The organism is Levilactobacillus brevis ATCC 14869 = DSM 20054, from assembly GCF_001433855.1.
In the GTDB taxonomy this organism is placed as follows: domain Bacteria; phylum Bacillota; class Bacilli; order Lactobacillales; family Lactobacillaceae; genus Levilactobacillus; species Levilactobacillus brevis.
On the sequence record NZ_AZCP01000006.1, the window covers coordinates 29,497 to 41,754 of the forward strand.

A 12,258-nucleotide genomic window follows, 5' to 3' on the forward strand; every position below is an offset into this window, starting at 1 on the left:
ACACAATTAGGAATTAACCCGATTGTGTGGCTTTTCTATTCACATCATTTAGGCGTTGCGGAATGTGCGATGACCCAGTAATACAACCAAGCCAACAATTATTTCTGCGATACCCATAAAAATAATGACAGCCAACCCATTATGCCCAATCGTGGTGAGCAATGCGGCCACCGTTTGACTAGAACTGGTTACCACTAACGGTAACCCAACATAGCTCACCGCACCGGCTATAGTTGTCAACAGCCCGCCTAACGTTAATCCTGGCCCCAGACTAGCAAAAACGTGGTGAACACTTAACGCGTAAAAGAACGTCACGACTAGAAGTAATAACGTCGCAATCATCACCCACAAATTCACCTTCTGAGCGAATTGAATTTTTATTGCCGCCTGCTTCATCGCCGGGGTACCAAATGCCGCCTTAGCCAATTTTCCAGCCTGTTTCGCTATACGACTAATCACCCGATTAGAGGCCGTGGTGCCCATGGTAACCGCCTGACTACTAACCGCACTCGATAAATCAGTGTCATCCACTGATGTCGTGGGTGTTTGCCCATACAATTGAGCGACGCCCATCGCCAAGTACGGTTGCGCCAGGCTAGTCGTAATCGGTGACCCGGAGATCCCGTAACTTTGCAATTCATCATTTAATTGATTAATTACCTTTTCCCCGGTTGTGGAACGAGAAACAACGCCGGCTGTGTACGTGGCATTAAAGACGGTCATTCTTAGACCAACCGTTAGAGTCAACAATAAAACTAGAACAGCTAACCACCGAGCTAACGCCGGGCGCCGTTGATAAGGGCTCACCGATTGGGTTTCTTGTATCTCTGGTTCTTCAGTGGCATGATACCGTGCCATTCGACTATTGGCGCTCACTCCAGCACCTCCCATAAAGCAATTTCATTGTTTTCATTTTAGCACATCACCATTTTATCTGGGTTAAACTGACCTTAACCGTCTCTAACCTTAACCTTTTCCCAATTTTTGCCAAAATAAAAGGCACCGGTCCCCCGGTGCCTAGATATCACTTCGTTGAGCTACGCTTCATTAACCCATAAGGTAAGATAACCGTGTTTTCCTCAACTGTTTCATTATTCATCAGCTTCGTCAGCAACCGCATTGCCACCGCACCAATATCGTACAGTGGTTGTGTGATTGAGCTCATCTTGGGCCGAACCAGTTCCGTTAGCTTGGTATCGTTACTGGTAATCACTTCAAACTCACCAGGAACATCAACCCCAGCATCGGTCAGACCGTTCATTACCCCTGCAGCCAATTCATCATCACCCACAAATGCTGCCGTTGCACCCGCAGCATTCAAGGCTGGTTCTAGTGATTGACCCGCTTTATAGGTATAGTCAGTTTCAAAGACTAACTTTTCATCATAGGTAATCCCAGCATCTTTCAATGCCTTCTTATAACCCTTTAACCGGTAATCATGATTGATGGCCTGATCCATTGGGCCAGAAACGAAGGCGACTTTTTTATTGCCGTGATCAATCAAGTTTTTAACGGCTTCTGCCACCGCCGCAACGTAATCAATGTTAACGCTTGGTTGGGCCTTTTCAGCATCCACGGAACCAGCCAATACAACTGGTGCCTTAGAACGCTTGAATTCTTCACGCAATTCGTCCGTAACCTGATTACCCATAAAGATAATCCCGTCAACTTGCTTAGCCATCAAGGTATTGAGCACTTGAACTTCTTTGCCACCATTTTCATCAGAGTTCGTCAAAATGATATTATACTTGTACATCATCGCAATATCATCAATTCCTCGCGCTAATGAAGAGAAATAGGCGTTCGTCACGTCAGGAATAATTACTCCCACCGTGGTCGTTTTCTTGCTGGCTAATCCACGTGCAACGGCGTTAGGCCGGTAGTCCAACCGATCAATAACTTCTAAAACCTTTTTCCGTGTGGCCGGTTCGACATTCGGATTGCCATTAACGACCCGGGAGACGGTAGCCATTGAAACTGCCGCTTCACGGGCCACATCGTAAATTGTTACAGTTTGTTTTTCCATAGCGATAGCCCTTTCTTCCTTGTTTTGATTTGTTTTCATCCGTTTTCAAGCAACTTGACCAGTATACAGAACCTCGCCGATTCGCGCAACATTGAAAACGTTTTCAAATCAAAGAATACCTTAATTTCATAGAATTTTCAAGCCAGATTGCTGCATATGGTATAATTAAAGTACTTTTTGAAGGGGTGAATTGAATGACGAAACTTGAACAAATCCAGCAATGGACCGCACAACACCACGCTAGTATGACTTATCTGAGCAATCCCAAGACCATCGAGTACCTGACGGGCTTTGGGAGCGACCCAATCGAACGGGTTCTGGCCTTAGTCGTCTTCCCCGACCAAGACCCCTTTATCTTTGCGCCAGCTCTTGAAGTCGAAGTCATCAAAGAAACGGGATGGCAATTCCCAGTCATTGGTTACCTGGATCATGAAAATCCTTGGGCCATGATTGCGGACCAAGTTAAGCAACGCCACGTAAACCCAGAACACGTGGCCATTGAAAAGGGTCAACTACAAGTTGCCCGGATGGAAGCCCTCGCAGCGCAGTTTAGTGCACCTAGCTTTGACCTTGACATCACCAGTTTCATTGAACACATGCGCTTGATTAAGTCTGCCGATGAAATCAAGAAGTTGGAAATTGCCGGTAAGTGGGATGACTTTGCCTTTGAACATGGCTTTGCAGCCGTGAAGGCCGGTAAAACGGAGCAATCAGCCGTTGCCGAGTTGCAGTACGCTTTGATGAAGGAAGGCATTATGGAAATGTCTTTCGGTAGCCTCGTTCAGGCCGGTGCCCACGCCGCTGAACCGCATGGTGCCACTAACGATACCAAATTTCAAAACAATGAACTGGTCCTATTCGATTTAGGGACGGTCTATGACGGTTACATTTCTGATGCGTCACGAACCGTTGCTTTGGGGACACCAAGTGCTAAAGAAAAGGAAATCTACGACGTCTGTCTGGAAGCCCAATTAACCGCACAAGCCGCCGTTAAACCAGGGATGACTGCCGCTGAGCTGGATAAAATTGCTCGCGACATCATTACCAAGGCGGGTTATGGGGAATACTTTATTCACCGGCTCGGTCATGGCATGGGTATGAGTGATCATGAATTTCCTTCCATTATGGCGGGAAATGACTTGGTTCTGGAACCAGGCATGTGCTTCTCCATTGAACCAGGCATCTACATTCCTGGCGTTGCTGGAGTACGGATCGAAGATTGTGTTCACGTTACCGCTGATGGTAGCTTACCCTTTACACACACGTCAAAGGAACTCACTTACGTGGGATAATCCTTTAAAGGACTGGTTAACCAGTCCTTTTTATTTTGGGCAATAAAAAAGGGATTAACCGACTCGTTAATCCCGCAATCATGCTTATTCAACTGGCTTTTCTGGCACATCATCAGCACTAGGTGTCGCTGCATCGGCCGTTGCCGTTGCTTCATCGCTACTCAAGACAATATCGTCATCCGCATCAGCGGCCGTTTCATCACTAGCGGCATCATGCCAAGCCGGTGCATCTGCTTTGTTAGCCAAGCGTTCGTCCAAGGCTTCCTTAAAATCGTCAGCAGCGTCAGCAGCATAAAAGGCGTAATCAATGGCCCGATCCTTTAAGGCATTGTAACGGTCACGCGCGGCGTCCTTTAAGGCTTCGCGTTGTTCCAAATCTAAGGCGTGATAAGCCGCATAGGCTGCCCCACCCAATACCAATCCTGCCAATAACTTGTGTTTTGCCATATTGATGACTTCCCTTCGTGATTAGTTCTTGTTTTTGCGATTCCGATACAAATCAAAAGCGGTCTTGCTGACACGTGCGGCCATCGACGTTTTTGCCGTCTTCTTAGCCGTCACGCCCACGCGATCCGTTAAATTACGGGTCGCCGTATTCAGATCTGAGACACTTTCACCGAGATCAGCGGCAGCCTGAAATACGGGATCAATCGTGGCAACCTTTTTATTCACGTCCGTCAGCAGTTCATTCGCATTAGCCATAATATCTTCGGCTTGGTGACTAATGACATCAATATCTGACGTCATCGACTTCATTGAGCGATTGACCTCACCCAACGTTTTATTCATCTTTACTAAGAACATGCCAATGAAGAGAACCAAGATCAAAAATGCAATTGCTGCGATCAGGCCCGCTACTTGTCCACCGGTCATGACAACCCCTCCTTGTGCTTCATTACTTACCAATAGAATAGCATTCTCACCGCTTACACGCAATTAATACTCTGCATTTCACCACCATTTATTTATAGTGGGCTGGGCGTGTCTTAAAAAATCTGCTAAACTGAGGGATAAATGACTTCAGCTAAAGGAGACGCAAATCGTGACCAGCTTAGTAACCCCCACCGCCACTTCGAGTAAGTGGTTGCAACATTATTTAAGTTCCTTTGACTGGGAAAAATTCTGGCATCTGATCACCAGTCGCTTTTTAAGTTTAATTTTCCTCACTCTGTTGTTCTTCGTGATTAACGTTGTGGGCAAATGGATTCTCCATCGCTCATTTAAACGCTACCTCAAGCCCGCAGCAGACGGTACTGGCAGCAATCGGCTCCAGACGATTAGCATGCTCAGCCTCAATCTCTTTCACTATACGGTGCTCTTCTTTTGGATTTACGCCCTGTTATCAACCTTGGGTGTGCCCGTTGGGACGTTAGTCGCCGGCGCTGGGATCTTCAGTCTAGCTTTAGGACTCGGAGCCCAAGGCTTTGTCAGCGACCTTGTCACTGGTATTTCCATTCTATTAGAACAACAATTCGATGTGGGTGATACAGTCAAGATTGGCACGATTGAGGGCACCGTCACAGCCATGGGCTTGCGAACGACTCAAGTCACCGGGGCGGACGGTACCATCAATTTCATCCCCAATCGAAACATTACTATTGTGGCGAACCGCTCGCGCAACGATATGCGTGCCACCGTCAATATTCCAATTGCCCCCACCACACCGGTCGAACAATTGCCAGCAATCATTCGAAACGTCAATGAGCGCTTAATGCCGGAACATCCCAGTGTCATTGGCGAACCGGCGTTAACTGGTGTCGTCACCTTGCCCACTGGCGAGTTGGTCTACCAGGTGATTGTCGTTGCCAAGAGTGGAAGTCAGTTTGCTCTTCAAGCAACCTTTTTGACTGCCTATTTAAAAGCCATTCGGGAGGCCGGTATTCATTTACCGACCCATACGCCAGCACCAGTTGCTGGTCAATAATGCGTCTCAGAAAAGAGACTGCGATATAAGCCCCTAAAAATTAGGCGACCAGCGAAAATCCGAAGATTTTCGCTGGTCGCCTTTTTGTGACAACGTGAGATAGTGACGATGGCTTTTTGTATAAAGATCGTTATGCTATTTAAACTAACTAATCTTCACTAGTTAACAGTCGCGCGTACCACAATCCTAGCAACGAAAGCCAAGCCGCCAGGATCATTGCTGCTTGAAACCCCTGAGTAAAGGTCACCGCTGTTTGAACGCGTCCAAAGTAACCAAAGACTGCTACAGCCAAGGTTGTTCCAATCGCACCACCCAGCAAACGAAAAACATTATAAATACCGGAGGCCTTGCCTAATGCAACTGGCGCCACAGTGCTTAACACGGCTTTTTGTAAGGCTGGCCCGGCCATTGATAAGCCGCATCCTGCCAGAATCAAAGGGCCCACATACCAACCGTATCCCCGAGTTGGCGCAGCCAGTCCTGCCAGTGCACCATAACCCACCCCCTGATTCAACAACCCCAACATGGCCATTCGTCGCTCACCAAATCGGTCCACAGCCCACCCAGCAAATGGCGCCACCATGACCAAGGTTCCGGTCCACGGTAATAATTCCAATCCCGCCGTCAACGCATTGGCTTGCCCAACGATCTGAAAAAACTGCGGTAAGAAGAAAACCACCCCGTACATCGACGCATATAGTAAAAATGTTGCCCAGTTGCCGCCACGAAAGACTGCCGAGTGGAAAAAGTCCAATGGCATTAGTGGCTGCGATGCCCGTTTCTGCCGCCAAATAAACCAAGCTCCCAGTAACCCACTACCGACACCGATACTCATGGCGACCACGCGATCCACTTGCGCTGACGTCAGTGCCGATAATGCCCAAATTAGGCCGGCCGAGGCCACCATAATCAGACTGGCATCTAATCCGCTTAACCGCTCACGACGACCATAGCTTTCCGGAAGCAGGCGCCCCGTTAGCCCCAAAGCAACCACGCCAACCGGCACGTTAATCCAGAAAATCCATTGCCAACTTAATCGGGCAACAATCAAGCCACCTAAGGACGGCCCGACAATCAAGGCTAATCCCCCAATTCCGCTCCAAATGCCCAAAGCACGACCACGTTCACTTACGGGTAATGCGTGTGACAAAATTGCCATAGACAGCGGCGTCATCACCGATGCGCCCACGCCTTCCACTACCCGGGCAATGATTAGCCATGTAATATTAGTCGCTAACGCACATAAAATTGATCCGAGGGTAAAAATCACTAAACCATAACTGTAGACCCGTCGCCGACCATATCTTTCTCCCAAAGCAACTCCGACCAATAACACCGCCGCAATCGTAATGTTATAGGCATTCAATGCCCATTGAAGTGTTCCTACCGTTATTCCAAAATCTAATCGAATAGCTGTCGATGCTGTCGTCACAATCATCGAATCCATCATTGACATAAAAAATCCCAGCGAGGTTAGTATCAGAATCCACTTGGTTTGAGTCCCTTGTCTGTTCATTGTCCATTCCTTACCTTCTGCCATGAACGTCTTTCAATCGCGATTAAAATAGTTCAAATATTTTTGAACTATTTTACCATACCATCCCGGTTAACGGCTGACAAGCAAAAACCGTTATAAAAAAAGTGATACCGTTTCGGCACCACTTAACCACGTTACTATCGTTGCCTATCCGCAAAAAAATCCGTGACGTAAGTTTGAAATACTACGGGGTTCAACTGCACGTATTTTTCACGGGCTTCTTTACGCGCCGTAATTAACCCTGCATTCTGTAACAACTTAAAATGATAGGTGCCTGACGTCTTACTAATCTGGATGGCCTGTTGGACTTCACCACAGGCCACCTCATGGTCAAGCTGTTTTAAGTAATGGACGATCTTCAAGCGGACCGGATCAGCCAACGCTTTAAAAACTTTAAGCTGTTGCTGCGGATCAACTTGCTGTTTTCCTGCCATTAGCTAACCTCCCTTAACGGTCCAGTCGCCACCAGTCGACCGTACAGAATATACTCAGCGCGAATAAAATAACAAATGAGGCAAAATGCCCTGCCCCTGTGGCGGCCATAATAGCTAAACCAATGGTAAAGAGCCACAAAATTGCGATGAAAACGCCTAGAATAATTTTCATAATTCGGCTCACCCCCCGTCCAGATTCGTTTCAGATTATTATCATTAATTAAACCACGTAAAAAAAATAGAATCAACTACGTCTTAAGCGGATAGAAGCTAACCGATCAAGATCATTAGTTTCACTAAGTTCTGTCCTATACACAAAAAAGGCCTCACTACAGTAAATCCTGTGTGGAGCCCGGTCAAGCCAATACTCTCATTTCTAAATCATTCTATCGGTTGGTGTTTCAAACGCGATATCTCTTTTAATCCCGCGCTCATCAAAACAAACACGATTATCCAGGCTAACACAATCAACAAAATTAGCTTTAGATAAGCGCTACCTAAAATAGTGATGTCCCAATCCCACGCAGCGTGCATCATCACTGATAGAATAAAAAATACAAGAAAACGTGTATCTAATAACTGGCTGAACTTAAACGGTTGGTCACGTTTAACAATCATAATCGCTCCACCAGATATCGCCGCCCACACTAAATGACCCCCAATGGCCGACCAACCACGTAAAATGGCCACTGCTACGAGCTGACTACCTGCATCATAAATATATCCAGCCGTTTCAAAAGCCGCGAATCCTGCACCGACCGCTGCACCAATTAAGATACCGTCCAAGATATGGCGAACATTCAATTGGCTAATAAAGTACGAAATAATTAAAACCTTCCCTAGTTCTTCAACAACGCCAATTGACACGGAATCCTTGAGTGTTAAGACGCCCAAATACTGACTTGTTGTACTAAAAGTCACAAATTGATACAAGAATAACGTGACAACTAATGAAAATATACCACCGATGAAGAAAACCTTGATCACTTCAAACAAACTAATATCTTTGAATGCATTGGCTTCAAAGAAAAAGACCAGCCCAGAAAATGGGACAGCAAATGCACCAACCAAAATTAGTCCTGGAACTGCTTTATCATTGTGGAAACTTACGGCCATATACAAAAGCACCACAAAGGCCAACAGAAAACCGATTAAAATTCGAGAAAACAGCCATGGTTTAGCCCATTCATCCGACACATCCGCTAATGCGGGCGTCGTGCTTTCGGTCCCTGCAATAAAAATGGCATCTGCTTCTTTTTTAGAATGATGTTTAAAAACCTCTGAAAACAAGTCTGAAATATTTACTTTGACGGCACCTTTTTCGCCAGTGTATTGATTTAGTTTCGCCGTTGCACTGTCATAAATTCCTGTAATTTGATTTGTATTTGTAGCTGGTTGATCTTGACTAACTGTTAATGTTTCTCCACAACTCGGACAAAACTTAGCATTTTCTCGAACCGGCTTCCCACAATGTGGACAGTATTTCATATTTATTCCTCGCTTACGCCAATATATTTTGATACAGCATTAATCCTAATTTATTCATCGCCGCCAGTTGATCAGTTTCCTCTCCATCTTCAGATAGTACTACTGCCACAAAAGCACCCTGGCTATTTCGGACGATTTCGGCATCATTTTGTACCCCATAATCTGCATACTCCCCAGTCTTATTGTAAACCGTTGCTGTACTAGGAAGCTGATTGGGTAACTTTGTCCGATTTTGATTCTTTCTCAAGATAGCTAACATTTCATCATCAGCCTCACGCGAAACCAAATGATGATTGTAGATCATCTTGAGTGTCGTTCCCATATCACGCGCGGACGTCGTATTATCACGCCCATTATCTAGTGCCTTCGTATCCAACATCTTTCGCCGCAACTTTGTATCAGTTGCACCCATGCTTTTAATCTTATTATTGATTAACTGAAAGCCACCCAATTTGTCAATCATAATGTTAGCTCCCGTATTATCACTATCGTCGATCATATATTCAATGATCTCTCGATAGCTTAATTCGGTTCCCGCACGCATATTTTGAATGACACCAGTGCCACCAACTTTTTCATCATTCGTTAATGTATGCGTATCATTCAAGTTGAAAACACCCTCCTTAGCCATTGCATAGGCGGTAACCATAATATAGATTTTGATGCTGCTTGCCGATCGCTGCGATCCGTTATTCACAACGACACTTTGCTCGCTGTTAACCGGCGATACATACACCGAATTTGTTCCACCAATTGCTCCCACAGTTGCTCCAATATCTTTTTTGATTTCAGTCACATTAAAGTTAACTGATTTATGCTTCTCACCACTAGAACTAGTACCTGATTCTTTAGTCGCGACATTTGAACGCTCCTTATTAGTCACTGCCGGTGTGCTTGGTGCCTTAGAAGAGGCACTCGGATGGCCATAAACAAAATACGCACCAACACCAATTAATAAAATAATCACCAGTCCACTCACAAGACGTACCCCCTTAGGGAGCCGTGACACCCTTTGCTTATCCGGTGTACCACCAGTCATCATCGATGCCCCATCGGGCGCTGACGAAAGTTTTCCTTGAGAACTTTCTGATTCTGAACCAGATTGAGATTTCTCCTTTCCATCAATAGCATGTTGAACCTGGGGTCTTTCCTGGGCGCTGGATATCGCATTGTCACTTCCATTTGCCATGGTGCTTGTCACATCTGCAGCAGACGTAGGAACCTGCTGTTCTGCCAAATCGTGTACGGCATTTGAACGATTACTCTGTTGTAATTGTTCTTCATTGCCCGTATCTTTTGGTGTAGCTGACTGAAAATCGTACCCACAGTTCTCACAGAAACGACTTTCACTGGTGTTTACTGTTTGGCATTGGGGACACTTTTTTAGATTATCAATAAATTTGATCCCACAATTCTCACAAAAAGCAGCATTATCTGGATTTTCATGATTACAATTTTGACACTTTCTCATACGATCTATCCCCACTAACTAAAATTGTGACCGCAATTAGGACAGAATTTAGTGTCAGCTGACACGACATGTTGACAATCCGGACAGGTCATTTCCTTAGGTTTGGGGTTCAAGTCCGTACCACAGTTGGGGCAGAACTTCGTATTTAAGCCAACCTGCGCATGACAATTAGGACATTCCTTACCCAACTTGGTACCACAAGAGGCACAGAATTTAGCACCCTCAGCATTGATGGCTTTACAATTTGGACATACAATTTCTCCATCATGTGCACTTTGACTAGCGGCCATTGATACCGTTACCGATTTACCACCACTCATAATAAATTGTTCAACAAAAGCAAATAGCTCTTCAGGCAGTTTCTTCTGATTCCACGCGCCAATCGCCGCGGTGACTGCTAATGGAGCAAAAGCCACCATTCCAATGGTTGCTGCTCCTGCTTTATCAATCCATTTTCCCGAACCAACATTCACCATAATCTGGTCTTCACCAGCTTTGAATATTTGCACTTGAACAGCCGAATCCATACCAACAACCTTTTTCCAACTGTCTTCTTGTTTAGCCTGTACCAAATAGCCTTCATTAGTTTGCATAACTTCTGTATGTAACTGTTTTTTCTCACGAAGCCAGCCCTGAATGGCCTGCCCAATCTTTTCAACATCTAATCCATCACTTAACTTAAAAATTTTCGAATCTGCCATAATAAAATCACTCCGTTTCTCTATTTTCTTTTGCTGCTCTTAAGACTGAATGTACCCATTTTTGCGAGTAGCCATATTTACGAGCTAAATTAACTTGGTTATGACCGTCAAATTCCGTCACCACATATTTTGCCGCAACTTTACGGTCATACAAATGAATCGGAAAATTCAATTGGGTCCCTTTATAATGCTCGTAAATAATCATCATCGATTCGGTTCCAACTAAATCGTTTAGGCTGCTATAAAATTGATGTAAGGCATTTAGTTCAACTTTTTCAGCCACGCAATGTCCCCCCTTAATTCAACGTATTTTAGTCTTATTACTTATCCCGCCTTATTCACGATTTAGATAAATAAGCACATTGTATTGCTTTACAAATTGCTTAATGTAGTGCATATTATTAATTCATAAATCTTTACAATTATCTTGCAGGAGGTAATTGCAAATGGCTTTTAAAATCCGACATGATCGTAAAGAAACAGTGAATAAAACTGTTCGGTTTCCCCTCCCACTTGTGGAGAAAATTGAGCATGCTATCTCTGGCGAAGATGTTACATTCTCGACTTTTGTTATTCAGGCTTGTGAATATGCACTTGATAACATGGAAGATCCCAAAGATAAACAGAATTAGTTTGATCAACGACTAAGCAATCTTTACGTTTAGTTTATCGCAATACAAGCTGCATTGCAAATTGCACTGTGGCTTTTTTATTTACTCATTTTCTCTTAACGGCCCTTCAATTTTATCCGATCGAATTTTTTAATATCTATAACATCCATGTCTGACCATTCAATGAACGCAAAAAACCATCACCAACTCTCGTTAGTGATGGTTTTATCTGAATCACTGGTTACTTCATACACCTTCTGATACGGTAACTGCGTCCTATTATTTTATATCTCTACCAATTACTGGTACGCGTGGTGTCACCTCATAATTCTCATCCAAATTATGTGCCAAGTAATTAACACGTTTTAAGATTTCTCGGCGCGTAATAATCCCTTGAAAAACCTGCTGTTCATCAATCAATGGGATAAACGGTTCATCAACTAAGTAACTTAAAATGGTTTCCAACCGTGCTGGATCATCCACCCAATGTTCTACTGGCCGCATCGCATCTGCTACCGTGTAGTTACTTAATTGTTCAACAGCCGCGCCTGGAACCTTTAACAATTGGTCGGTAATCGCGGCTAACGGTAATAACCCTTGCAGGTGATCATCCGCATCCAACACAGGAATCCGCGTATAGCCAACCTTAGATAACACCATCAGGGCGTGTTCTAGCGTATTGGTAGCCGTCACATTTGCTACCACCTCAGCGGGAATCACATAACTTTTCGGGTCCTTGCGTAACATCTGCTCGACAGCAGGGTCAATCATAGG

The 12,258-nt window shown here is 44.8% G+C and carries 15 protein-coding genes; 3 read left to right on the plus strand and 12 right to left on the minus strand.

Annotation, left to right across the window (positions count from 1 at the left end):
• Nucleotides 1-48: 48 nt before the first annotated feature.
• Nucleotides 49-876 (minus strand): hypothetical protein, encoded by an 828-nt coding sequence (locus tag FC61_RS10875; RefSeq protein ID WP_225356124.1) that lies wholly within the window; start codon nucleotides 874-876, stop codon nucleotides 49-51.
• A gap of 148 nt (nucleotides 877-1,024) precedes the next feature.
• Complete coding sequence (gene ccpA, locus FC61_RS10880; RefSeq protein ID WP_035464741.1) at nucleotides 1,025-2,026, minus strand: catabolite control protein A; 1,002 nt, start codon at nucleotides 2,024-2,026, stop codon at nucleotides 1,025-1,027.
• Between the two features lie 194 nt (nucleotides 2,027-2,220).
• Between ccpA and FC61_RS10885 the strand changes: the two genes are divergently transcribed.
• A complete protein-coding gene (locus FC61_RS10885) occupies nucleotides 2,221-3,318 on the plus strand; it encodes an aminopeptidase P family protein (protein WP_011667940.1) in 1,098 nt (365 codons plus the stop codon).
• 84 nt (nucleotides 3,319-3,402) lie between these two features.
• On the opposite strand, the gene FC61_RS10890 is transcribed toward FC61_RS10885, so the two are convergent.
• On the minus strand, nucleotides 3,403-3,765 hold the full coding sequence (locus FC61_RS10890) for a hypothetical protein (protein WP_011667941.1): 363 nt from the start codon (nucleotides 3,763-3,765) through the stop codon (nucleotides 3,403-3,405).
• Nucleotides 3,766-3,786: 21 nt separating this feature from the next.
• On the minus strand, nucleotides 3,787-4,191 hold the full coding sequence (locus FC61_RS10895) for a DUF948 domain-containing protein (RefSeq protein ID WP_011667942.1): 405 nt from the start codon (nucleotides 4,189-4,191) through the stop codon (nucleotides 3,787-3,789).
• Nucleotides 4,192-4,360: 169 nt separating this feature from the next.
• Between FC61_RS10895 and FC61_RS10900 the strand changes: the two genes are divergently transcribed.
• Complete coding sequence (locus tag FC61_RS10900; RefSeq protein WP_021742017.1) at nucleotides 4,361-5,242, plus strand: mechanosensitive ion channel family protein; 882 nt, start codon at nucleotides 4,361-4,363, stop codon at nucleotides 5,240-5,242.
• Nucleotides 5,243-5,390: 148 nt separating this feature from the next.
• Here FC61_RS10900 and FC61_RS10905 read toward each other — a convergent pair whose 3' ends face one another.
• From FC61_RS10905 to FC61_RS10930, 7 genes are all read right to left on the minus strand, one after another.
• Nucleotides 5,391-6,758 carry an MFS transporter gene (locus tag FC61_RS10905; protein ID WP_042516660.1) on the minus strand — a complete coding sequence of 456 codons (1,368 nt, stop codon included), beginning with the start codon at nucleotides 6,756-6,758 and terminating at the stop codon, nucleotides 5,391-5,393.
• A 158-nt stretch (nucleotides 6,759-6,916) separates the two neighbouring features.
• Nucleotides 6,917-7,213: an ArsR/SmtB family transcription factor gene (locus FC61_RS10910; protein WP_011667945.1), complete on the minus strand. Its 297-nt coding sequence runs from the start codon at nucleotides 7,211-7,213 to the stop codon at nucleotides 6,917-6,919.
• A 13-nt stretch (nucleotides 7,214-7,226) separates the two neighbouring features.
• Nucleotides 7,227-7,385 (minus strand): hypothetical protein, encoded by a 159-nt coding sequence (locus FC61_RS12425; RefSeq protein ID WP_011667946.1) that lies wholly within the window; start codon nucleotides 7,383-7,385, stop codon nucleotides 7,227-7,229.
• A 209-nt stretch (nucleotides 7,386-7,594) separates the two neighbouring features.
• Nucleotides 7,595-8,701 (minus strand): PrsW family glutamic-type intramembrane protease, encoded by a 1,107-nt coding sequence (locus FC61_RS10915; RefSeq protein WP_021742903.1) that lies wholly within the window; start codon nucleotides 8,699-8,701, stop codon nucleotides 7,595-7,597.
• Between the two features lie 13 nt (nucleotides 8,702-8,714).
• Nucleotides 8,715-10,172: a serine hydrolase gene (locus FC61_RS10920; protein WP_052538421.1), complete on the minus strand. Its 1,458-nt coding sequence runs from the start codon at nucleotides 10,170-10,172 to the stop codon at nucleotides 8,715-8,717.
• Nucleotides 10,173-10,186: 14 nt separating this feature from the next.
• On the minus strand, nucleotides 10,187-10,873 hold the full coding sequence (locus tag FC61_RS10925; RefSeq protein WP_021742901.1) for a double zinc ribbon domain-containing protein: 687 nt from the start codon (nucleotides 10,871-10,873) through the stop codon (nucleotides 10,187-10,189).
• 7 nt (nucleotides 10,874-10,880) lie between these two features.
• Nucleotides 10,881-11,156: a Mor transcription activator family protein gene (locus FC61_RS10930; protein WP_021742900.1), complete on the minus strand. Its 276-nt coding sequence runs from the start codon at nucleotides 11,154-11,156 to the stop codon at nucleotides 10,881-10,883.
• A 163-nt stretch (nucleotides 11,157-11,319) separates the two neighbouring features.
• Here FC61_RS10930 and FC61_RS10935 point away from each other — a divergent pair, with 163 nt between their 5' ends.
• Complete coding sequence (locus FC61_RS10935) at nucleotides 11,320-11,505, plus strand: YlcI/YnfO family protein (protein WP_021742899.1); 186 nt, start codon at nucleotides 11,320-11,322, stop codon at nucleotides 11,503-11,505.
• 258 nt (nucleotides 11,506-11,763) lie between these two features.
• Here the strand turns inward: FC61_RS10935 and cbpB are convergent, their stop codons facing one another.
• A complete protein-coding gene (cbpB, locus tag FC61_RS10940; protein WP_021742898.1) occupies nucleotides 11,764-12,255 on the minus strand; it encodes a cyclic-di-AMP-binding protein CbpB in 492 nt (163 codons plus the stop codon).
• Nucleotides 12,256-12,258 lie beyond the last annotated feature (3 nt).